The sequence below is a fragment of the Cytobacillus sp. NJ13 genome, assembly GCA_030348385.1.
Classification (GTDB): Bacteria; Bacillota; Bacilli; order Bacillales; family Cytobacillaceae; genus Cytobacillus.
Genome location: JAUCFP010000006.1, coordinates 3,863,317 through 3,885,789 on the forward strand (window position 1 = coordinate 3,863,317; position 22,473 = coordinate 3,885,789).

Below are 22,473 nucleotides of genomic sequence, written 5' to 3' on the forward strand. Positions count from 1 at the left end.
TGGGTGACTGATAGATTTCTAATTTTGAAAGGAGTTTTTACTTATGACAGCGACAACAACAAAGGTATTAAAGAACTTTATCAACGGAGAATGGGTAGATGCAAACACAGATAAATTCGAAGTGGTGCCAAACCCTGCAACGGGCGAGGAGCTTGCGCGCACACCGATTTCCACACGAGAAGATGTCGATAAAGCTGTTCAGGCTGCGAAAGAAGCGTTTAAAACCTGGAGCAAAACTCCTGTTCCAAAGAGAGCCAGAACTCTGTTTAAATATCAGCAGCTTTTAGTAGAAAACTGGGATGAGCTGGCAAAGCTGATTACACAGGAAAACGGCAAGAACTATAAAGAAGCATACGGTGAGGTTCAGCGCGGAATTGAGTGTGTGGAATTTGCTGCAGGAGCGCCATCTCTTATGATGGGTAAGCAGCTTCCTGACATTGCGACGAATATAGAATCGGGCATGTACCGCTACCCGGTTGGCGTCATCGGCGGCATCACGCCTTTCAACTTCCCGATGATGGTTCCCTGCTGGATGTTCCCGCTTGCGATTGCGTGCGGTAACACATTTGTGTTAAAGCCATCTGAAAGAACGCCAATCCTGGCAAATCGCCTGGCTGAACTATTCACCGAAGCCGGCCTTCCGGCTGGTGTATTCAATATTGTTCATGGTGCTCATGACGTGGTAAACAGCTTAATCGATCATAAAGATGTTCCGGCGATTTCATTCGTTGGCTCCCAGCCTGTTGCTGAGTATATCTACAAATCTGCGACTGCAAACGGCAAACGTGTTCAGGCACTAGCCGGTGCTAAGAACCACTCGATCGTGATGCCTGATGCAGACCTTGATGGCGCGGTTAAAGAAATTATTGCTGCTGCATACGGATCAGCAGGCGAAAGATGCATGGCCTGCTCTGTAGTAGTAGCTGTGGATTCCGTTGCCGACGAGCTGGTAGCGAAATTGAATGAGCAGGCGGGCCAGCTGACAATTGGGAACGGAATGGATGAAGATGTATTCCTTGGACCAGTCATCCGCCAGGAAAACAAGGAGCGCACAAGCGGCTATATTGAAATTGGCGAAAAAGAAGGAGCAACCCTTGTCCGTGATGGCCGCAAAGATGAAGCCTTCTACGAAAATGGATACTTCATCGGACCAACGATTTTTGATCATGTTGACCCATCAATGAAAATCTGGAAAGAAGAAATCTTCGCACCGGTACTTTCTGTTGTGCGTGTAAAAAATCTTGAAGAAGCGATCGAGCTTACGAACAAATCAGACTTCGGAAATGGCGCATGCCTATTCACTGACAGCGGAAGCAGCGTCCGCTACTTCAGAGAAAACATCGAGGTCGGCATGCTCGGCGTTAACATCGGTGTACCGGCGCCAATGGCCTTCTTCCCATTCTCCGGATGGAAAAATTCGTTCTACGGAGACCTTCACGCAAACGGAACAGATGGAGTGGAATTCTATACGAGGAGAAAGATGCTGACGGCACGCTGGTAAAAATAAGAGAGAAGAGGCACCTGCAATGCAAGTGCCTCTTTAGTTAGATACATAGTTTTCTATTAAAAAGAAACAGCCTGCTATTCGCAGGCTGCTTTCATTTATGTCAAGCCAGAATTTGCTCTTTAATTTTGTCAAACATGGCTTCTTTCCCAATGCCTGTCAATAATGGGACACCATCAATGACTTTGCTTTTAATGTTATCCGGAACAAGTGTAGTGGAAACGATGATATCATACTCATCAATCCGGCCGAGTTCCTCACTGATCTTAGATTGATATAACTTTACTTTCGTTTGCAGGTTGTTTTCTTCCAGCCAGGACTTTACTTTACCAGTTACAATTGTTGAAGTAGCAATTCCTGTTCCACACATAATCAATAATTTTTTCATTTTTCCTCACCCTTTTAGATAGTATTGTTGGTTTTTTCGTTTTGGCCATACGATGTTTTATAGAAATCATTACATTGAAGAACAATATCTCTGCTTAGTGGCGCGAGATCAGGCTCATGCAATGTGGCATAATGTGCATATTCTGCCGTTTCTTCCAGCAGTACAGCTGCCTTTAATGCGTCTTCAATTTCTTTTCCTACCGTAAAGACTCCATGATTGCGAAGCAGCACAGCAGGCAAATCACCAATGTGGTCAATAATTTGTTTGCCGATTTCATCTTCGCCAATCGCTGCAAAATCAGAACAGGGGACACATTCTTTGAACATATTGGCAGCTGTTGTAGTATACGATGGTATCCCTAAACCACGAATGGCAAAGCTGGTTGCAAACGGTGAATGCGTATGGACAATGCTATGAATATCATCACGGTTCCGATAAACAAACAAGTGACTGGCAGTATCTACTGATGGCTTTAGTCTCCCTTCCACAACATTCCCATCCAGATCAAGCACAACCATATCCTCTGGCTTTAGAACATCAAAGTGAACCCCACTCGGCTTAATAATTACTTTATTACTCTCTTTGTCTCGATAACTGACATTTCCGCTGGTCCATTTGACAAGTTGCAAGTCTTTTAATGCCTTATTGGCATCACAGACTAATTGTTTCCAAACCTGGTACATATTGATCACCTTCTTCAATGAGGGATATTTTTATAAACTGACTCCTGTATCATTATTAAGTTTAGCCTCACGTTTGGGCTTGATTTTATTTAGATAAATTAAACCTCCAAAGGCGACTAAACCAATAAGCGTAATTCCTGTCCAGCTGAGCACCTTAGCTAGGCCAACAAAGATAAAAGTCGTCCATACAGCTCCATCAACGAGTGCTGAAATACTGGAATTCCCAGCCATATCAAAATTCGCCGCTATGGCGGCATCGGTGATTAAAGGAGCAGCCCAAGAGGCGATAAGCAGACCTACTGCCATATAAAGTGTTCCAGCGACAACAGTTCTGATAATATTTCCTCTGAATACTGGCGTCATTAAACAAACTAAGAATGGAATGGTTGCTAAATCACCAAACGGCAAGACTGTATTTCCAGGCAGAATTACCGCTAAAAACAGTGTTATTGGCACAATAATTAATGATGCAGATAAAACGGCGGGATGACCTACCGATAATGCACTATCCATACCGATATAAAGGTCACGTCCCGGCATGCGCTTTCTGACAAAGTCGCTTGCTGCTTCAGAGATCGGTGCAAGACCCTCCATAAGCAGTGAAACCATGCGGGGCATTAACATCATTACTGCACCGGTTTGTACCGCAAGCTGCATAACCTCTTTAACACTATACCCTGCCAAGAATCCAATCACGATACCGATTAACACACCCATTACAGTCGAATCACCAAAGATCCCTAATCTTTTTTGAATGGTTTCAGGATTAGCTTCTAATTTATTAAAGCCGGGAATTCGGTCAAACACCCAGTTTAATGGCTTTGCGACAAGGTAAGATGGTGCCGATGCTCCGTGCGGGAAAGTGATTTTTGGGAAACCATAGAACTTTTCAATATCTTTTGCAATCAAATCCCCTAAGAAGAAGATCACAACTAAATGAATGGCAATTGTATATAATCCAAGAGCGAAATTTCCCGTCAAAGCATATACAAGAGAGCCTGTGAAAGCACAGTGCCAGTAATCCCAGATATCAACGTCCAATGTTTTTGTCAGGCCGGTAATCAGCAAGACCACATTGAGGCCAATTCCCAAAGGGATTGCCAAACTTCCTAAAGCGGTCCCATAAGAAATAGCAGCGGCAGCAGGCCATCCTACATCAATTGTGTCAAGCTGGAAACCAAAATTATCCACCATGGCTTTTGCCGCAGGTCCTAAGCTGCTTGTTAACAGCCCAATTACAAGATTTAACCCAATAAAGCCAATACCAACCGTTAGACCAGCTTTAAAAGCTTTTGAAGGCTTTGTTCCTAAAACAATCCCAAAGATAAACAAAAGAATTGGAAGCATTACACTGGCACCAAGATCAACAAACCATTGTAGAACCGACATTTTAAATCCCCCTTTTTCTTCTATTATTTAAAATGATTATTCCAGGCCAATTTTCTTTAATAAATCTCCAAATTCATTTTGGGTTTTGCAGTTAGAAAATTTAGATAATAAAGTGTGGTCTTGGATAATCTCCATCAGGTGCTGCAGCATTGTCAGCTGATCCGCTGGATTCTTTAAAGCCAGCATAAAGATCAGAGAGACATCTATCTCTTTTTGTTCGCTATTACCCATGACAAGGAACTTCACTGGATTCTTAAGAGACGCAAAAGCAATTTGCGGACTTATGACTTTATCAGCATCTGTATGAGGAATTGCCACCCCGAATGGTTCGACCGCTAAACCAGTTGGAAAGGACTCCTCACGTTCTATAATTCCTTGTTCAAAAGAAGCAGCCACTAAGTTTGCAGACCGCAGGGAATTTACCATTTGCCGCAATGCATCCTGACGGTCGCATGCTTCTAAGTCAAATAAAGTAATTTTCTTATCAAAAAACATTTTACTTCCTCCTGCCCATTCAACTTCCATTTATAGCAAACCAGGCATCAGCAGCGTCTTTCGCTTCTAATAACCTTTCCATCTTAACCGTATCCTCAGTTAGCTCAGCTAATTGGGATAATGCTTTTAGATGCTTGTTCTGGTTATAAATGGCGAGTGGTGTAACAATGGATACCTTGTGCCCATTCGCAAAGGTAACTGGATTTTTTAAAATCAGCATGGCGAAGGCATCTGCGGATACTCCTTTTTCAGGAGCTGCATGAGGGATAGCCATGTTGTTTCCTAAAAAGCTATAAATCTGCGGATGATCATTTTCTTCAATTAAGGATTTTACATATGATTGCCTGATAATGTTATTTTTTATCAAGGGGTCACATGCAATGACTATAGCATCCTGCCAGGTTTCTGCCCGATCTTTTATTTGGATAAACTCACTGGGCAAGAACTGTCTCAAGCCATAGGCAATGTTTCTATTTCCTGCAGCCTCTATGCTTTGTTTATGTTGAAACAAATTGGACAACGAGGTTAATAGGGCCATTTCATCTGTTACGATAGCATTCTCTTTAATTGTGTCCATTAATTTGCTGATATTTACGGTTGTATAACTTGCCTCATCAATGGTATTGATTACTTGATTTCGCAGTGTTTCTTTTTCGGTTAAAGTCATAAGAGGATTAATTAAAAAAGCTGGCTTTGTTGATTGAACAGGCATGGTGCTAAACACAATATCGTATTCAAGCTGGTAAACTTGAAATTGTCTTAATGATAGACTCTCAACAAAGTGGAACTCCGGAAAAACCTCCCGCAATGTTTGTCTCATGATTTTGGAAACGGTCAGCCCATTTGTGCAAACTACCAGGGCTTTCTTCCTTTTTTTGAGTTCTTCTCCCTGTTTAATAAGCTGTCCGGCTAGAAACATGGTAATAAAGGCAATTTCACCAGGAGGAAACTGTTCTAGGATTAAATCCTCCAGAGGAGCAATTGAAGAGGCAACCATTTCATGCAATTCCATATATTCCTCGATCATTTCAAAAGAATAATGATCTATAAGAGTAAGGTGATATTTGATGCGGTAATATGCTGGCCTCATATGGAGCAGAAGCTTATCAAGAATCTCATCCTTATCTGCAATGAAAATACAAGACTTTTTTTCAAACAAAAGGAGTACCTCATTTATTGCAGCCTTAAGATCTTGTATGTGCTGGTCTGTAAGGATCTCTGCTGAGTGAACATTTGAAGTTAATAACTGAAGTGTGAGCCATATTCTCTCACTGACTGGAATATCCATTTCATCCTTTAATAGCTTTTCGGATGCTATATATTCTTTAGTATCAGCTAATTCCTCTATACCAACATGAAAGTCTTCACTCAGTAAATGCCCTTGATTTATCCTGATAAAAATTAATTCTATGACATAAGGTAACCTCTCATAGCTTTCATCCGTTAAGTGGATCTCTAACAGCTCTTCTATGGATCTTATTTTTTCTCGCATATGGCGAATGTCTAATTGCAGAAATTTTTCAAAGTACCTATGCCCATTAAAGAGATTTAATACAGATTTAACAACCACGATTAACAATTTACGGATTTGGAATTCCTCTCCGCTAATCTCATAGCCTTCAGTTCTCGAATAATGAATAGTCAGAGAATAGTTCCCAAGGAACTCCGAGGCTTCTTTAATATCTTTGATGGCTGTATTTTTACTGACATTTAAAAGATCAATTATATGGAATAGTGATACTTCTTCCTTTTTGCCAAGTAAATATAAAATAATTAATAATGCCCGTTCTTTCTCCGTAGGAATATACTCCTCAAGGAGTCCAGAATGTGAATGATGGATGGAAAAATAGTCAAAAACCTTTTTATCGATAATAAAATTCCCATTGCGGCTTTTGGTGATAGGCAATAAATTTTTCAGACCCAGCCACTGATTGATCTTCTCGATAGAATAGGCTATTTGTCGTCTGCTAAGGTTTAATTTTTCTTCTAGTTCCTTACTTTTTATTTGAGGTGTCCGGATTAATACATTTAGTAAATTAACACTTCGATCATCAAGGAACATCTCTATAACCTCCTTGGGACTTATTATATTTTAAATCTTTTGTTAATTGTAATCGTTTTCATAACAACTTTTATCCTATAAAACGAAAACTTTTGTTCAAGACTGCACTGAACAATTGTTCAGCAGTGGAACTTTTGTATAACTTACCTGACTGGAAACAAATAGTCAATGACTATTTTTTACACCAAGAGAGGCAAATGATGTTTCCGATCCTTTTTATTTAAAAAAGGGATTATGATAAAATAGCCTAAACTATCAAAAAATGATTTAATACTTGGCGTTAAAGGGGTAATGATTTGTGGATTGGCATGAAAAGAGGCAATTGGTGAAGGTTGCAAACCTATATTATAAAGAAGGTCTGACACAGGCGGATGTTGCAAAAAAATTAAAAGTTTCGAGGCCTGTCATTTCAAAGCTGCTTCAAAAAGCAAAAGATGAAGGTATTGTAAATATCTACATTAAAGATGAGAGTGTTATGACAGTGGAACTGGAACATAAATTGGAACAATATTTCAATCTTGAAAGTGCTATTGTTGTACCCAATAATGATTTGCCGGGAGAGATGGCCAAGCAGGCAATTGGTCAGGCTGGAGCCACGTATATATCCCGGAATATTAAAAATGTGCAGAGTATAGGGATATCCTGGGGCACCACACTCTCCAGCCTAATTCAGGAATATCCCTATGAACGCAGAAATGATATTCAAGTAGTTCCTTTAGAAGGAGGAATGGGTGTTAAGGAAGTCGAAATACATGCTAATCATTTAGCAAATGAACTGGCGAAGAAAATTAAAGGGCAATGCACTTATTTATATGCACCGGCCATTGTGGCAACAGAAGAACTTAGAGAAAGGCTCATGGCCATGCCGGATATTGAACTTGTATTACAGAGCGGCCGAAACGTAGACATGGCAATTATTGGGATTGGAAATCCACACAAAGAATCTACTTTAATGAAGATAGGATATTTAAAAGAGGAGGACTTGTCACAGCTGCAGAGGCTGGGGGTAGTAGGCGATATTGGCTTCAGATTTTACAACAGCCAGGGCATACAGGTGGATGATACTATAAATAAAAGGGTTATTGGAATATCACTGGAGGAATTAAAGAATATAGACACAGTTATTGCTCTTGTGGAGGGGCAGCAAAAAGCAGAAAGTGTTCTGGGAGCATTGCATGGCCAATTTATTAATGTATTGATAATTGATGAAAAGACGGCAAGCGCTGTAATAAATAAATATGAAAGCGCAGAGAAAAGTTCTGAACAGAACAGTGTCTGACCTGAAGTTTTCTGTATATAATATAATTAGATTATTGATTTTAATATGAAAATTATTCATATATTAAAGATAAATGGTATTCAGGAATTTTAGAATCCTTAATAAGGAGAAGAGTATAGATGAAAATTTCAGAAACTGATACCTACCTATTTTGTTCAAAATGTTTAGATGAAACCCTGCATCATGTTAGATATTTAAATGGGAAAATCAATAAGATTCAATGTGACAATTGTAAACGTACGAATGAAATGAATATGGACTTCAAAAGAGAATTATATAAGGAAGTTTATAAAAGAATTACTTCAAAACCATTTAGATTATCCCAGGAATTAAAAAACAATCCCAACAAATTAGCAGAGGACTTGCCAAAAAGAGTACTAAGCAAACCATACCGTCTAATGAAGTATTTGAGTGAAACAAAAGAATCCTATAAAAAAATAAAGGGAGAATAATATTTCATTCTTTCCGGCAAAGGCTGATAACAGGCTGTCTTAATGCAGCTCTGTATCAGCCTGTTTTATTGTTATAGGATGTTTAGGCAGCTAATTTATTGATCAAGCACTGATTAGATGGTTCCTTAAAATTTCAGATAAGTATAAAAATTCATTGACAGTACTGACCATTTAAATTATTCTTATTACATAACAAATGCAACGATGTGTGTCATTTGTGAAACAACCGGTATCATTGTCTAGGGATTGAACATTTGTTCCGACGGTTTATTTGTCTTTAAAATGTAAGCGGTTACTATTAAAGTTAAAATTATTGCAAATTTTTAGTAAGGAGGAATTCTGTGAAACTCGTTGTGATTTTATGTGCAATTCTAATTATTCAACATGCCCTTTCGCTTGTTCAGATTAAATATTATAAGAAGAGTCTCGACAAAATCATCAGTAATTATAAAGGGGCAGACGGTTATTTTGTATTTTCCGGTATGGAAAGATCAAAATTCGGTCCAGGTGCGATCGTCATTATGGTAGTAGACCGGGATTACATGATCCATGAGTGCTGCATGTTAAAAGGAATGACGATTTTTACGAAGTTTAAACCATTAGATTCATATAAAGGCAGTCATGTAGGAGAAATCTTGAAAACGGTAAAGGAGAAATCAATAAATAAAAAGGATAGGGGCATACCGTCCTATTGGAAGGCATTGGCGAAAGCTGGGGAATCAGCCCTGTTATCTATTTCAAAAAGTAAAATTTCGAGTGAACATTAAAGGGGGAAAGAATTATGGAATGGGTAAAATGGTTTGGAGAACATTTCATTGGAATGTTTAATGCTGGTGGAGAAACATTTATGGGATTATTTACTGGAATAGTCCCAACCCTGGTTGTACTATTGACCTTTACCTATGCAATCATGAAATTCGTAGGTGAAGATAGAGTAACTCGAATCATTCAATTTGCGGCAAAATACCGATTGCTGCGATATACATTAATGCCGGTTTTATCCGTATTATTATTAACCAATCCGATGGCATACACTTTTGGCCGGTTCCTGCCTGAAAAGCAAAAGCCTGCATTCTATGATTCAGCCGTATCATTTGTTCATCCTGTAACTGGTTTATTTCCTTATGCTAACGCTGGTGAGCTTTTTGTTTATCTGGGAATTGCAAATGGAATAAAGGAGCTGGGTCTTCCAGTAGCGGATTTGGCTGTGCGTTACTTTTTAGTAGGGATTGTTATCATTTTGATACGCGGCATAGTAACAGAGTTAATTACGAATTACTTAGCTAAAAAAGAAGCAGGAGTACAATAAGGGGGGATCCAAATGAGTGAGCGTACAGTATTTGTTGCAAAAGGATCAGGCGGATGGGGCATCGGTCTTCATATTCAGCCTAAGGGAAAGAAGAATAAAGTTGTTTCTATTACTGGCGGCGGCATCCACCCTGTTGCAAAAAGAATTGCCGAACTGACTGGCACTCAGGCTGTTGATGGTTTTAATGGGTCATATCCTGAAGAAGAAATGATGTGTGTGGTCATTGACTGCGGTGGAACTGCTCGTATTGGCGTTTATCCTATGAAGCGGATTCCTACAGTTGATGTATTGCCATCTTCTCCATCGGGCCCGCTTTCAAAATATATTACGGAAGATATCTTTGTTTCTGGTGTAACTGTAAAAGATATTACATTAGCAGAAGACTACGATGAAGTTGCCGGGGCGCAGGAAGCTGCAGATGAGCCTAAATTTAATACGAAAGATAAAGAAAAATTTAAAGAAGATTATGACCAGCTGAAGAAAGAGAACGCAAACAATGGAGATAACTTTCTTCTTAAGTTTTCTAAAGGGATTGGGAATGTCACTGGGACATTCTATCAGGCTGGCCGTGATACGGTTGATATGCTAATAAAGAACATCATCCCTTTTATGGCTTTTGTAAGTATGCTTATTGGTATCATAAACTATACAGGAATTGGCGATGTGATTGCGAACTCTCTATCCCCATTAGCCAGCTCAATCTGGGGACTGTTAGTGATTGTTATTGTATGTACAATCCCATTTTTATCTCCTGTCCTGGGACCCGGAGCAGTTATTGCACAGGTAGTGGGTGTTCTAATTGGGAGTCAGATTGCAATGGGGAACATTCCGCCGGCCTATGCTCTGCCAGCACTATTCGCCATTAATGGGCAAGTAGGCTGCGACTTCATTCCTGTTGGTCTGTCACTTGGAGAAGCTAAGCCGGAAACGGTAAGATACGGGGTTCCTGCGGTACTTTACAGCAGATTGATAACAGGGGTATTATCAGTTGTAATTGCCTACTTTGCGAGCTTCGGTATGTATTAAAATTTTTAAAAGGACTCAGAAACTATGCAAAAATGAGCCAAGTAATTGTGCCTTTGATGCATAGTTTTCTCTTGTTTATTCTAATTTGAAGTGTTTTTAAGTAAAATCTAATCAGAATAGGAATTTCCAATAGAGGAGGAAATATGATTACGCTGGATAATCGGAGAATTTTAGTAAAGGTAGCACAAATGTATTATAACGAAGGCGCTACTCAATCAGAAATTGCACAGAAAATCGGTGTCAGCAGATCCCTGATTTCAAAATATTTAACCAAAGCAAGAGATTTGGGGATTGTTGAAATAACCATTCATGAGGAAGGCCTGCAGCAGTTTAGTCAGTTAGAAAGAAGAGTTGAGCTTTTATACAATATCCGTGAAGTAGTTTGTATTGAAAGTGTCGGGCAAGAATCGTCAAAAAGGCAGTTAGGTGAAGCAGTAAGTGATTTTCTGCAGAGAGTCATCCGGGACGGACAGATTATTAGTTTTTCATCAGGAACTACATTAAATGAAGTAGCTAAAGTGCTTCATTCGCCACAAGTATACCCTGAATTAACGGTAGTGCCTTTAGTAGGGGGGGTTGGAAACGAGAATGTGGATATTCATTCTAACTCCATTGTGGCCAAAGTGGGCTCAATACTTCAGGCTAACTATAAACTGCTGCACATTCCTGTAATGGTGGATACAAAGGAAGCTAAGGAAATTCTGATGAGACAGCCGTCAATAAAAAGCACATTTGATTTAGCGGCCCAATCTGATATCGCTGTGGTAGGGATAGGAGGAAAGCCTGAGCATTCAACTATGGTGAAATCCTATCTGGGACCAGATCATGAGTCTATTACATGTAATTCAGAAATAGTGGGAGATATTTGCTATAACTTTATTAACAAATTCGGTAAACCTGTGCAAAACCCGTGGAATGATAGAGTAATATCCCTGGAACTTGAAAAATTAAGTCAAATACCGCTCGTGATAGGAGTAGCTTCTGGGCTGGAAAAGGTTGGAGCTATTAAGGCTTCACTCGAAGGTAAATTGATTGACGTTCTAATAACAGATGAAGCTACGGCAAAAGGGCTTCTTACATAATTGAGAGCTATGCTGTTCATTCAGCGTAGCTCATCTTTTATATAGAATTATTAATTTAATAAATTTTTCGAAAGTTCTTACTTGACATCCGTTGTATCGAGGCTTAAACTTGCATTGTAGGAACAAATGATAATTAAATTCACAAATGTTAATTATTTTATTTAAATGTTACTGATGGTAACAAATGATATGATTTGTCTGCACGGTGAAAATGTAAGCGCTATAATACAAAAAACTGGAGGTCTAGAAAATGTCTATTTATCAGCAACTATTGACACGTGAACGAGAAAACGCTCCTATCCGAGTGGGGGTTATAGGTGCAGGGCAAATGGGATTCGGTATGATTGCACAAATCTCAAGGATTCCTGGAATGATCGTAACAGGAGTATGTGACGTAAATACTGAGGCTGCACGCAAGGCAGCAGACTGCTATAACTCCCAATCTAAAAAAAGAAATCCGGTTTTAGTAACAAGCGACTACCGTGAAGTCATTCAATCAAGAGATGTGGAAGTAATTGTTGATGCGACCGGGGTTCCTGAAGTTGGTGCAAATATCTCCCTGGAAGCATTAAGGTCTAAAAAACACCTCGTTCTTCTAAATGTTGAAGTGGATATAACTATAGGATCGGTTATGTATCAGCTCTTTAATAATGCAGGACTGATTTACACTGGTTCAGCAGGTGATGAACCAGCTGCGACCCTTGAACTTTATGAATTTGCAAAAACAATGGGCCTAGAAGTATTAGTTGCTGGAAAAGGAAAAAATAACAAATTAAACCCTCTTTCCAATCCAGACGTTTGCAAAGAAGAGGCTCAAAGAAAACATATGAGTGCTCATATGCTCGCAGCATTCCAGGATGGAACAAAAACGATGGCAGAAATGAATTTGCTTAGTAATGCCACTGGATTAATTCCTGATCTGACTGGAATGCATGGGGTTTCTGCAACACTTGAAGATGTAGCTGATAAGCTGAATCTTAAAGAAAATGGCGGTGTATTAAATAACTTTGGAGTTGTTGAATATGTAGATGGTCTTGCACCAGGTGTATTCGTCATTGTAAAAAGTGAGCTGGAGCCAGTTGATGAAGAATTACGCTATTTAAAAGTAGGAAACGGGCCGCATTACACACTGTACCGTCCATATCATCTTGCAAGTTTAGAAACACCGGTCACAATCGCAAAGGCTGTTCTTCAGCATGACTCTTCTATTCATCCGCTTGGAGCGCCTGTATCCGAAACAGTGGCCGTAGCAAAACGGGATATCAAAGCTGGAGAGTCCGTTGATGGAATTGGCGGATACTCTGTTCGAGGAGTTCTGGAGACACATTCTGATATGAAAACCAATGGCCATATTCCTATTGGACTTATCAGCGGAAAAGTCGTTGCGAAAAAAGACATTAAAACGGGTCAATTCTTAACTCAGGAAGATGTTGAGTTAGACAAGGAAACAACTGTCTGGAAACTAAGATCTCTCCAGGATCAGCTTTTTACATTAAATCCAGAGAAAAGCCCTGTTACACACTATAAAAATAAACAAAAGTAAGGTTAATGGAGGTTAATAAGGTGACAAAAACAGTTGTAAAAGAAATTGGAGTGCTAGTGCCAACCTTCAAAGAAGACAGGATTGTAATTTTATTCGGCCCTCAGGCACCAAAAGAACTAAGGGAATTGGCAGTAATTCATGAGATTGAAAGTGTAACAGATGAGCCATTAAAAGCCGGCGGAACTATTTCGTTTGATAATGAATCCTTTACAATCACAGCGCTCGGATCTCAAGCCAATAAAAACTTTAAAGAACTGGGGCATATTTCAATTTATTTTCAGGAGCCATTAGAGGATGTACTGCCAGGGGCAGTGTTCGCTTCACCTCATAAATTTCCTGCTATTCAGGATGGAACGGTAATTACTTTCAATTAATCTCAATAGTTAATGAACTTATTTAAAGGGTGAAGGAGGAAAAGATTTAACATTTTCCCTTTCTCCCTTTTTTATTCACACTTGACTAATTGTTGTTTAGATTATATGATTTTTACAAATGTAACATATATGAACAAATGTAAAAGGAGGATGAAAAATGAAAGTGAAAAACTTAGAGCTGCCTAAAATGATTACGGAAGAAAAGTTAAAAGATTTGTATAAAGAAATGTGGATGATTCGATACTTTGATGAAAAAGTGGATCAGTTCTTTGCTAAAGGGATGATTCATGGAACCACACATTTATGTGTTGGTCAGGAAGCCTCTGCTGCAGGTTCAATTGCTGTTATCGGTAGAAAGGACAAAATTGTAAGTACACATCGGGGACATGGGCACTGTATTTCCAAAGAAGGGGACGTCAATAAAATGATGGCGGAGCTCTTTGGCCGTGAAACAGGCTATTGTAAAGGAAAGGGCGGCTCAATGCATATTGCGGATCTGGAAAAAGGCAACCTTGGGGCAAACGGCATCGTTGGAGGCGGCCTGCCTCTGGCTGTTGGAGCAGCTTTAACTTCAAAAATGAAAAAGGAAAATTATGTTGTGCTTTGTTTCTTTGGAGATGGAGCTTCAAATGAAGGAAGTTTCCATGAATCTGTTAATCTTGCGGCTATCTGGGATCTTCCCGTTGTGTTTATATGCGAGAATAACCAGTATGGTATGTCAGGACCGGTAAAAGAGATGACCAGAATTGAAAATATAGCAGATCGCGCTGGGGCATATGGCATACCAGGAAAAGTCGTTGACGGGAATGACATGATTGAAATTATCAATACAGTAAATGAAGCGGTGGAAAATGCACGCGCTGGTTCAGGACCTACTTTAATTGAGATGAAAACGTACCGCTGGAAGGGACATTCCAAGAGTGATGCCAAAAAATACCGCACCCGTGAAGAAGAGCAGGAGTGGAGAGCAAAGGATGGCATTAAGCGCTTTAAAGAAACACTGATCAATGCAGAAGTCTTTACTGAAGAAGAGGCAAAGCAGCTGCAGGATGAAGCATACCAGGCCATAGAAGAGGCAGTAAAGTTTGCAGAAAATAGTCCAGAACCATCAATGGATAGCTTACTTGAAGATGTATATGCCTAAAGAGGGGGATGAATAAAGTGGCAGTTAGAGAGATTACTTATTTGGAAGCGGTTCGTGAGGCAATGAGCCAGGAGATGCGGCAAAACGAAGATGTATTTATCCTTGGCGAAGATATTGGTGTTTATGGAGGAGCTTTTGGAGTTACCCGCGGGATGATAGAAGAGTTCGGACCGGAGCGTGTTCGCAATACGCCAATATCTGAGGCAGCTATAGCAGGTGCAGCAGTTGGTTCTGCTTTAACAGGAATGCGCCCTATTTTAGAACTTCAGTTCTCCGATTTTATTACCATTGCCATGGATCAAATGGTTAATCAAGCTGCAAAAACCCGTTATATGTTTGGCGGCAAGGGAAAGGTGCCAATGGTTTTAAGAACCCCTGCAGGCTCCGGAACAGGAGCGGCTGCCCAGCATTCACAAAGTCTTGAAGCTTGGATGGCCCATATTCCCGGATTAAAAGTAGTTCAGCCTTCCACAGCCTACGATGTAAAAGGATTGTTAAAAGCCGCGATTGATGATGATAACCCTGTTATTTTTTATGAACATAAACTCCTTTATAAAACATCTTCTCACGTTCCGGAAGAATCATATTCAATTGAACTGGGCAAGGCAGATATTAAGCATGAAGGCACCGATGTCACCATCGTTGCTACTGCCATTATGGTCCATAAGGCGCTTGAAGCAGCAGCTGAACTCGAAAAAGAGGGCATCAGTGCAGAAGTTATTGATCCAAGAACCATCGTGCCGCTGGATAAAGAAACCATTATTAATTCAGTGAAAAAGACCGGCAGATTAATAGTTGTGCACGAAGCAGTTCAGCGCGGAGGAATTGGCGGGGAGATAGTCAGTGTAATAGCCGAGAGTGAGGCCTTTGACTATCTGGATTCCCCAATAAAACGCCTTGGGGGCAAGGAGGTTCCTATACCGTACAATCCTAAACTGGAAAAAGCTGCAATACCTCAGGTGCCAGACATCATCGATGCTGTAAAAGAAACAGTAAAGTACAAATAAGAAGGAGGGGGATACGGTGGCTAAAGAAATATTTATGCCTAAACTCAGCAGTACCATGGAAGTCGGGACTCTCCTTCAATGGTTTAAAGAAGAAGGGGACTCTATAGAGATTGGCGAACCGCTTTTTGAAATCATGACCGATAAAATTAATATTGAAGTAGAGGCATACGATCAGGGGGTTTTGCTGAAAAAATATTTTCATGAAGATGATCAGGTCCCTGTTAACCAGATAATTGGGTACATTGGAGAAAAAGACGAAGAAGTACCTCAGACTTCTCCAGGAATTTCAGGAGATACAGAAGCGGGTAGCCAAGGTCCTGCTGAAGATTTTGTTCCGGAAAAAGAGGAAGTATCTTTAGAAGCTGCAGCAGCTAATAATCATGAAAAGATACGGGCAACACCTGCAGCACGTAAGCAAGCACGGATGAACGATGTAGAGTTAGTATTTATCCAGGGAAGCGGTCCAAAGGGACGGATCCAAAAAAGGGACGTATTGGCTCATACAGCATACTCTTTACCAAAGGCAACACCGCTTGCACGTAAAATGGCTGCTTCGGAACAAGTTCCTTTAAATAACCTTCAAGGCAGCGGTGTGAATGGCAAGATTATAAAAAGTGACGTTTCCACAGCCGTAATTAAGAGAACCTCCAGTACAGCAGCTGTAGAGCCGAATCGCAGACAGATGTCTGGAATGAGAAAGATTATAGCTAAAAGAATGTCTGAAAGTGTAAATACAGCTCCGCATGTGACACTGACTACTGATGCAGATATGTCAAAAGTCAAGGAACTCAGGACCTCGTTATTGCCTGTCATTGAAAAACAGACTGGGCTGCGTTTGTCTTTTACAGATATTTTAATTAAAGCAGCGGGAACGGCACTTTCAAGACACCTGGGAGTCAATGTTTCCATTGAGGGAGAGGAAATCATCCAGCATGAACAAGTTCACATTGGCCTTGCAGTGGCTGTTGAAGATGGACTTATGGTTCCTGTTATCAAGGATATTAATGAAAAAGGGCTGGCACAAATTACTGAAGATGCCAAAGAGGCAGGCAAACTTGCCCGTGAAAATAAATTGCATCCGAATCAGCTGAAGGGCTCAACCTTTACAATCAGCAACTTGGGTATGTATTCAATTGATGCATTTACACCGATCATTAATCAGCCAGAGAGTGCCATCCTGGGAGTTGGGCGAATTTTGGATAAGCCTGTAGCAGTTGAGGGCAGTTTGGCCGTACGTCCAATGATGACATTGAGTCTTTCCTTCGATCATCGTGCAATGGATGGTGCCCCGGCGGCAGCTTTCCTCACAGAATTAAAGTATATTCTTGAAAATCCATTCGAGTTATTGGTGTAGGGAGGTGGAGGATGTGGATAAAACATATGATGTGATTGTAATAGGAGGAGGGCCTGGAGGTTACGTTGCTGCCCTCCATGCTGCGGAACTGGGTAAGAAGACAGCGGTCATTGAAGCTGATTCTCTTGGAGGAACCTGTTTAAATAGAGGATGTATCCCCTCTAAGACCTATCTAAAACACTCGGAAATAATTGAACAGATTGAAAAAGCCAGGGATTGGGGAATCGAGTCAGGTTCGTTAACTTTATCTATCAGTAAAATGAAACAAAGAAAAGATGAAGTCATTAATCGTTTGCGCAACGGAATTTCCTATCTGCTCAAACAAGGGAAAATAGATGTTTATAATGGGTTTGGATCAATCCAAAAAGATGGAAATATAAAAGTAACAATGGGTTCCGGAGAAAAAGTGCTTATGTCCGAAAAGGTGATTCTTGCTACAGGGTCATCTCCAGCTATTCCAAGAATTCCAGGGCTGGAAGCAGTTCAATACGAAACGAGTGACACGATTTTTGATTTGGAAGAGATACCCGAATCGGTGATTATTATTGGCGGCGGAGTAATTGGAGTTGAATTTGCAACAATTTTCGCATCTCTAAAATCAGATGTAACAATTATAGAAGCAGGCAGCCAGATTGTGCCTTCTGAAGATAGTGAGGCTTCTAAATTCCTGACGAAATCATTAAAAAAGAAAGGCGTCAAAATTCATACTTGCGTCAATGTCCAGGATGTAAATGAGGCCGGCGGTTTAAAACAGGTAAAATGCAGTGATTCAAAAGGAAATACAGTTTCATTTGAAGCAGCGGCTCTACTGGTATGCACTGGCCGCCGTCCAAATCTTTCAGCATCTAAAGAAGTAAACATTGAACAGAATGGGCCATTTATAAAGGTTAATGATCGATTGGAAACAAGCTTACCGAATGTCTATGCTGTCGGTGACATTATTGGCGGCTGGCAATTAGCTCATGCTGCAAGTGCTGAAGGGGTGACGGCTGCTGCCAATGCTGCAGGAGGAAACGAAAAAGTTGACTTTAAAGTGATGCCGCGATGTATCTATACACTTCCTGAAATTGCATCTGTAGGATTAACAGAGGACGAAGCACGAAAGCAAGGGCTGGATGTAAGAGTTGAAAGGTTTGATTTTTCAGGAGTGGGTAAAGCCTTAAGTGCCGGTGAGCCAGAGGGATTTACAAAAATTATATACGAAGCAAAATACGGAGAAATTATCGGAGCAGTTATGGCTGGCTCACACGTTACAGAATTAATTGCTGAGGCCTCTGCTTTTATGTACCTCGAAGGAACCATTGACGAAGCTGCGAAAATGATTCATCCCCATCCATCTTTGTCCGAAGCCTTTTTTGAAGCAGCTGTCAAAGCAAAAAACAAATTAAACAATCCTCAAAAGGTGCTTACCTAAATAAATAATAAAATATTCTAAAAGGGTGAAATACGGAAAATGATAGAAAAAACTTTTACGGTTATCGATGAAACCGGAATTCATGCAAGGCCGGCAACGGTCCTGGTACAGGCAGCAAGTAAGCATGATTCTGAGATAAAGTTGGGCTATAAAGAAAAAGCTGTTAATTTGAAATCGATTATGGGTGTGATGTCACTTGGAATTCCCAAAGGTGCAGTGATAACAATTACAGCAGAAGGTGAAGATCAGGAAGACGCAATAAAAAATTTAACGGCTCTATTAAGGGACCAAAAGCTTGCAGAATAGTTAAAGGTAAATACTGATATCTGGAAAGGAACGTGTTTTTAACATGTTCCTTTTTTTGTGTCTTAATGGTTAACTAAAACTGGCATAGGCACGCAGCTCCAGTTGTTAAAAGTTATTTTTGCCGTAGTTTTATGCAGATAATCTAAAGTATAAATAAAAAGAACTATTAGTAATGAAAAAAGAGTGCAAAAGGTCACAAAATTTCACGTTTTCTGTCGATATAATAAAGGAGTATATATGAGATGGGGAGATCAATGATGTTCGGAATAGGAAAGTTGAAGCAGCTGGAGGAAGAAAAGCGGGAACTGGAATCAAAAATTCAGGCTGCAGAAGAAGAGTTTCAGCGCAGGGAAAAATATTATCAGACACTGATCCATTCTTTTAATGAAGATTTGACGAATACGGTGAGCCAGCATGAGATTGTCAATGGGCAGCATTACATGCTGGGAGACCTGGTTCTGAAAATTAAAGACGGTTTTGAAAACGTAAAAAGACATAGTGAAGCCACTTTTACAAACAGCCTCACTTTATCGGATAAAGGGGAAAACCTGATCCAATCTGCAAAAGAGATGGTGAAAAGCTCGGAGGAAGGCCGCGGATCAGTCAGCAAGTCTGAACAGCTGATTAAGCAGCTGGGAGAGCAATTAGAAGTGAATTCACAGAAGATGGAGGCGCTGAGCAAAAGGTCAAAAGAAATTGAGATGATTGTTCAGGTCATTAAAGATATCGCGGAACAAACAAATCTCCTGGCACTAAATGCATCCATTGAAGCGGCGCGCGCAGGCGAGCAGGGAAAAGGATTTGCAGTGGTAGCGGATGAGGTCCGGAAGCTGGCCGAAAGTACAGCGACGAGCACGGCTAATATCAGTTCCCTGACAAAAAATATTCAGGACGATATTGAAGCAACACTGAACTCAACAGTCGCAAGCACTGAATTAATTAAAGATGGCATGTCCCTCAGCGGGCAAACTACCAGCAAAATTGACTCAATCACCAACATCATCCATACGGTGGAATCAGAAGTCAGTGAAGTGATTGAAATGATAAATATTCAGAAGGGGTATTCCCAGGAGGTGGCCGATGAGATTTCAGAAACGAAGTATGTTTTTGATCAAGTAAAAGAACTAATCCAGAGGCATATTGACGATGCAAGGATCGTTGACGAGAAGCTGGAAGGTGCCATCTCGCAGGTTAAGGCGGTAAATTACTAAGTTTTCAAGAGGGGTCAATTATGAAAAAGAAAAAAGAGAAAGAAAAAGGGTCGCTGTTTTCATTTACGATTAGAAAAAAATTATTGCTCTCATTTATTATTATTCTATTAATCCCTTCCGTTTCAATTGGATACATTTCCTATCAGAAGGCGCAAGATGAAATAACAAGCCAGATTGAAATGAGTGCGGATGACAATGTAAAAATCCTTGACCAATTTATCATGGACTTTATTAAAACAAAAATGGAAGATACGAATTATTTTTCAAAGCGGATAAAGAAGGATTTTTATGCTGCAGAAGAATTAGAGGAGACGAATAAAGCCTTTAGTCAATATAAAGAGCTGAATCCGGAGGCAGTCGCCATTTATGCAGGCTCTGAAAATGGCGATTTAGTCATCTATCCTCGTGCAGATTTGCCAGCTGATTTTGATGCCACTACACGCCCCTGGTATCAGGGAGCTATGGAGGCAAAGGGAAAAGCCTTCATCACAGAGCCTTATGTTGATGCTGTAAGCGGAAATATCCTAATCACAGTAGCCCAAAAGCTTGGCGACAGCTCTGGAGTTATCGGGATTGACTTAAGTCTGTCTGCTCTAAGCGAGCTATCCAATAACATTAAGATTGGGAAAGAAGGATATCCCGCTATCTTAAGTGCGGAGGGAAGCTTTTTAGTGCACCCGCAGGAGAAACCGGGCACACAGGCAGAGGGAAGCTGGCTGCCGGAAGTCCTGGAAAAGGAAAAAGGGCAGGTAGAATACACTCTTGATGGCGAAAAGAAAGAAATGCACTTTACCACCAATGGGCTTACAGGCATGAAGGTGCTTGGCACAATGAATCTGGAAGAAGTAACATCAGCCGTACAGCCTATCTTAATGTCTACGATTATATTCATAGCCATTTTTGTACTTATAGGTGCACTTATTTCATATTTTATTGTTCGTTCGATTACACGCCCGCTCAATCAGCTGATTGCAGCAACAGATAAAGTCAGCGAGGGAGATCTGACCCAGAAGTTTGATGTGAAAAATAACGATGAAATCAGCAAACTGGGCATCAGCTTCAATAAGATGGTCGCCTCGCTTCAGCAATTAATCAACCAGGTAGGTGAAAAAGCGGTTCACCTTGCTTCATCTTCGGAGCAGCTGACGGCAAGCTCCGAACAGAATAACATGGCAACAGAGCAGGTGGCCAACTCCATCCAGGAAGTAGCAACAGCTACTGAGCAGCAGACGGAAAAAGTGAAAGAAAGCACCTCTGTTGTAAAAGAAATGTCCGGCCGCATTCAGAGAATCATGCTGAATACAAACGTTGTGGCCCAAACCGCTAATGAGACAAATGAAGTGGTAGTAAAAGGAAATGAAGCAATCGATCTTTCCACGAATCAGATGAAAAATATTAATTTAACAGTTTCTGAATTAGGTTCCATTGTTCATACATTAGGGAAGCGTTCGGAGGAAATTGGCCAGATTGTCAATGTTATTTCCGAAATTGCCGCTCAGACGAATTTGCTCGCGCTTAATGCAGCCATTGAAGCAGCAAGAGCAGGCGAGCACGGAAGAGGCTTCGCCGTTGTAGCCGATGAAGTCCGCAAGCTGGCAGAACAATCATCCAAATCGACGGAAAGCATCCGCGAACTGATCTCAACGATCCAAACGGACACAAGCAAGGCCATCTCTTCCATGGAAAAAGGAACAGCTGAAGTGGAAAAAGGAATTGACCTGGTTAACAATGCAGGAGATGCCTTCAGCCACATCCAGCAATTTGCCGACACCGTTTCTGGCCAGATTGCGGAAGTTTCCTCATCCATCAAGGAAATGGCCGAAGGGGCCGACCAGGTGGTAGAACTCGTAAGCGCAATCGAAGAAATTGCCGCTGTCACCACAGCCGAAAGCCAGGATGTATCCGCTGCTACAGAAGAGCAGCTGGCGTCCATGGAAGAAATTGCGGCATCTGCAGCTTCGCTTTCGGGAATGGCGGAGGAGCTGCTGGATTCTATTAAGAAGTTTAAAGTGAGTTAAATGTGAGAGGCCCGCTAGGTTTGGCGGGTCTGTTTTTATGTGGACGCGGGTTCAGAATGTGAACCCTGCAAAAGAGCACGGAAACATACAAATAGATGCTTAACCCTGCAAATAGGGCTGGAAATTCTGCAAATAGAATAGGTAGTTTACAAATAGTTAGCTGGATTCTGCAAATAGTTGAACTGCATAAGAACGGGAAACGGCTCGCTTAGTTGATTTGCAAATAGAACCGGGGATTCTGCAAATAAAACGGTGTATGCTGCAAATAGCAGGATGAATTCTGCAAATAGAACTGGAAAAGTACAAATACCAGGCTGCTACCTGCAAATAGACGAGCAGCAATAGATCGGGGATCAGTCTAGGATTATCAAATTGCAAATAGAATCTTAGATTTTGCAAAAAGAACTGGGAACTCGCAAATAGATTCAGGCTT

21 protein-coding genes are annotated in these 22,473 nt (G+C 40.7%); 16 read left to right on the forward strand and 5 right to left on the reverse strand.

Annotation, left to right across the window (positions count from 1 at the left end; all coding sequences use genetic code 11):
- Window positions 1–43: 43 nt before the first annotated feature.
- Window positions 44–1,501, forward strand: coding sequence for a CoA-acylating methylmalonate-semialdehyde dehydrogenase (locus QUF73_19280; protein MDM5228271.1), 1,458 nt, complete (start codon window positions 44–46; stop codon window positions 1,499–1,501).
- A gap of 106 nt (window positions 1,502–1,607) precedes the next feature.
- On the opposite strand, the gene QUF73_19285 is transcribed toward QUF73_19280, so the two are convergent.
- Genes QUF73_19285 through QUF73_19305 form a run of 5 tightly spaced genes read right to left on the reverse strand, consistent with a single transcriptional unit; the run spans window position 1,608 to window position 6,521 of the window.
- Window positions 1,608–1,892 (reverse strand): PTS sugar transporter subunit IIB, encoded by a 285-nt coding sequence (locus tag QUF73_19285; GenBank protein ID MDM5228272.1) that lies wholly within the window; start codon window positions 1,890–1,892, stop codon window positions 1,608–1,610.
- Window positions 1,893–1,906: 14 nt separating this feature from the next.
- Window positions 1,907–2,575, reverse strand: coding sequence for an L-ribulose-5-phosphate 4-epimerase (locus QUF73_19290; GenBank protein MDM5228273.1), 669 nt, complete (start codon window positions 2,573–2,575; stop codon window positions 1,907–1,909).
- 30 nt (window positions 2,576–2,605) lie between these two features.
- Window positions 2,606–3,964 (reverse strand): PTS transporter subunit IIC, encoded by a 1,359-nt coding sequence (locus QUF73_19295; GenBank protein MDM5228274.1) that lies wholly within the window; start codon window positions 3,962–3,964, stop codon window positions 2,606–2,608.
- A gap of 36 nt (window positions 3,965–4,000) precedes the next feature.
- Complete coding sequence (locus QUF73_19300) at window positions 4,001–4,459, reverse strand: PTS sugar transporter subunit IIA (protein ID MDM5228275.1); 459 nt, start codon at window positions 4,457–4,459, stop codon at window positions 4,001–4,003.
- Window positions 4,460–4,478: 19 nt separating this feature from the next.
- Window positions 4,479–6,521, reverse strand: a complete 2,043-nt coding sequence (locus QUF73_19305; GenBank protein MDM5228276.1) for a BglG family transcription antiterminator — start codon at window positions 6,519–6,521, stop codon at window positions 4,479–4,481.
- A 298-nt stretch (window positions 6,522–6,819) separates the two neighbouring features.
- Between QUF73_19305 and QUF73_19310 the strand changes: the two genes are divergently transcribed.
- The 15 genes from QUF73_19310 (at window position 6,820) to QUF73_19380 (ending at window position 22,040) form a co-directional block, all read left to right on the forward strand.
- The gene (locus QUF73_19310) at window positions 6,820–7,800 is read left to right on the forward strand and encodes a sugar-binding transcriptional regulator (GenBank protein MDM5228277.1); all 981 of its coding nucleotides are present in this window, start codon (window positions 6,820–6,822) and stop codon (window positions 7,798–7,800) included.
- A 119-nt stretch (window positions 7,801–7,919) separates the two neighbouring features.
- The gene (locus QUF73_19315; protein MDM5228278.1) at window positions 7,920–8,252 is read left to right on the forward strand and encodes a bh protein; all 333 of its coding nucleotides are present in this window, start codon (window positions 7,920–7,922) and stop codon (window positions 8,250–8,252) included.
- A gap of 341 nt (window positions 8,253–8,593) precedes the next feature.
- On the forward strand, window positions 8,594–9,019 hold the full coding sequence (locus QUF73_19320) for a transcriptional regulator GutM (protein ID MDM5228279.1): 426 nt from the start codon (window positions 8,594–8,596) through the stop codon (window positions 9,017–9,019).
- 14 nt (window positions 9,020–9,033) lie between these two features.
- A complete protein-coding gene (locus tag QUF73_19325) occupies window positions 9,034–9,561 on the forward strand; it encodes a PTS glucitol/sorbitol transporter subunit IIC (GenBank protein MDM5228280.1) in 528 nt (175 codons plus the stop codon).
- A gap of 12 nt (window positions 9,562–9,573) precedes the next feature.
- On the forward strand, window positions 9,574–10,587 hold the full coding sequence (locus QUF73_19330; protein MDM5228281.1) for a PTS glucitol/sorbitol transporter subunit IIB: 1,014 nt from the start codon (window positions 9,574–9,576) through the stop codon (window positions 10,585–10,587).
- Window positions 10,588–10,730: 143 nt separating this feature from the next.
- Window positions 10,731–11,669, forward strand: coding sequence for a sugar-binding transcriptional regulator (locus QUF73_19335; protein ID MDM5228282.1), 939 nt, complete (start codon window positions 10,731–10,733; stop codon window positions 11,667–11,669).
- Between the two features lie 250 nt (window positions 11,670–11,919).
- Window positions 11,920–13,212: an SAF domain-containing protein gene (locus QUF73_19340; GenBank protein MDM5228283.1), complete on the forward strand. Its 1,293-nt coding sequence runs from the start codon at window positions 11,920–11,922 to the stop codon at window positions 13,210–13,212.
- 20 nt (window positions 13,213–13,232) lie between these two features.
- Window positions 13,233–13,586: a PTS glucitol/sorbitol transporter subunit IIA gene (locus QUF73_19345; protein MDM5228284.1), complete on the forward strand. Its 354-nt coding sequence runs from the start codon at window positions 13,233–13,235 to the stop codon at window positions 13,584–13,586.
- Between the two features lie 157 nt (window positions 13,587–13,743).
- A complete protein-coding gene (locus tag QUF73_19350) occupies window positions 13,744–14,730 on the forward strand; it encodes a thiamine pyrophosphate-dependent dehydrogenase E1 component subunit alpha (protein ID MDM5228285.1) in 987 nt (328 codons plus the stop codon).
- Between the two features lie 8 nt (window positions 14,731–14,738).
- On the forward strand, window positions 14,739–15,737 hold the full coding sequence (locus QUF73_19355) for an alpha-ketoacid dehydrogenase subunit beta (protein ID MDM5228286.1): 999 nt from the start codon (window positions 14,739–14,741) through the stop codon (window positions 15,735–15,737).
- Between the two features lie 16 nt (window positions 15,738–15,753).
- Window positions 15,754–17,091: a dihydrolipoamide acetyltransferase family protein gene (locus QUF73_19360; protein ID MDM5228287.1), complete on the forward strand. Its 1,338-nt coding sequence runs from the start codon at window positions 15,754–15,756 to the stop codon at window positions 17,089–17,091.
- A 13-nt stretch (window positions 17,092–17,104) separates the two neighbouring features.
- Window positions 17,105–18,505 carry a dihydrolipoyl dehydrogenase gene (gene lpdA, locus QUF73_19365; GenBank protein ID MDM5228288.1) on the forward strand — a complete coding sequence of 467 codons (1,401 nt, stop codon included), beginning with the start codon at window positions 17,105–17,107 and terminating at the stop codon, window positions 18,503–18,505.
- 39 nt (window positions 18,506–18,544) lie between these two features.
- Complete coding sequence (locus QUF73_19370) at window positions 18,545–18,811, forward strand: phosphocarrier protein HPr (GenBank protein ID MDM5228289.1); 267 nt, start codon at window positions 18,545–18,547, stop codon at window positions 18,809–18,811.
- A 242-nt stretch (window positions 18,812–19,053) separates the two neighbouring features.
- Window positions 19,054–20,022: a methyl-accepting chemotaxis protein gene (locus tag QUF73_19375; protein ID MDM5228290.1), complete on the forward strand. Its 969-nt coding sequence runs from the start codon at window positions 19,054–19,056 to the stop codon at window positions 20,020–20,022.
- 20 nt (window positions 20,023–20,042) lie between these two features.
- Complete coding sequence (locus QUF73_19380; protein ID MDM5228291.1) at window positions 20,043–22,040, forward strand: methyl-accepting chemotaxis protein; 1,998 nt, start codon at window positions 20,043–20,045, stop codon at window positions 22,038–22,040.
- Window positions 22,041–22,473: the final 433 nt, after the last annotated feature.

Bases quoted from the DNA above. Each gene is read 5' to 3' on its own strand.
- QUF73_19280 (MDM5228271.1), top strand. From the start codon at position 44: ATGACAGCGACAACAACAAAGGTATTAAAGAACTTTATCAACGGAGAA.
- QUF73_19285 (MDM5228272.1), bottom strand. From the start codon at position 1,892: ATGAAAAAATTATTGATTATGTGTGGAACAGGAATTGCTACTTCAACA.
- QUF73_19290 (MDM5228273.1), bottom strand. From the start codon at position 2,575: ATGTACCAGGTTTGGAAACAATTAGTCTGTGATGCCAATAAGGCATTA.
- QUF73_19295 (MDM5228274.1), bottom strand. From the start codon at position 3,964: ATGTCGGTTCTACAATGGTTTGTTGATCTTGGTGCCAGTGTAATGCTT.
- QUF73_19300 (MDM5228275.1), bottom strand. From the start codon at position 4,459: ATGTTTTTTGATAAGAAAATTACTTTATTTGACTTAGAAGCATGCGAC.
- QUF73_19305 (MDM5228276.1), bottom strand. From the start codon at position 6,521: ATGTTCCTTGATGATCGAAGTGTTAATTTACTAAATGTATTAATCCGG.
- QUF73_19315 (MDM5228278.1), top strand. From the start codon at position 7,920: ATGAAAATTTCAGAAACTGATACCTACCTATTTTGTTCAAAATGTTTA.
- QUF73_19325 (MDM5228280.1), top strand. From the start codon at position 9,034: ATGGAATGGGTAAAATGGTTTGGAGAACATTTCATTGGAATGTTTAAT.
- QUF73_19330 (MDM5228281.1), top strand. From the start codon at position 9,574: ATGAGTGAGCGTACAGTATTTGTTGCAAAAGGATCAGGCGGATGGGGC.
- QUF73_19335 (MDM5228282.1), top strand. From the start codon at position 10,731: ATGATTACGCTGGATAATCGGAGAATTTTAGTAAAGGTAGCACAAATG.
- QUF73_19340 (MDM5228283.1), top strand. From the start codon at position 11,920: ATGTCTATTTATCAGCAACTATTGACACGTGAACGAGAAAACGCTCCT.
- QUF73_19350 (MDM5228285.1), top strand. From the start codon at position 13,744: ATGAAAGTGAAAAACTTAGAGCTGCCTAAAATGATTACGGAAGAAAAG.
- QUF73_19355 (MDM5228286.1), top strand. From the start codon at position 14,739: ATGAATAAAGTGGCAGTTAGAGAGATTACTTATTTGGAAGCGGTTCGT.
- QUF73_19370 (MDM5228289.1), top strand. From the start codon at position 18,545: ATGATAGAAAAAACTTTTACGGTTATCGATGAAACCGGAATTCATGCA.
- QUF73_19375 (MDM5228290.1), top strand. From the start codon at position 19,054: ATGGGGAGATCAATGATGTTCGGAATAGGAAAGTTGAAGCAGCTGGAG.
- QUF73_19380 (MDM5228291.1), top strand. From the start codon at position 20,043: ATGAAAAAGAAAAAAGAGAAAGAAAAAGGGTCGCTGTTTTCATTTACG.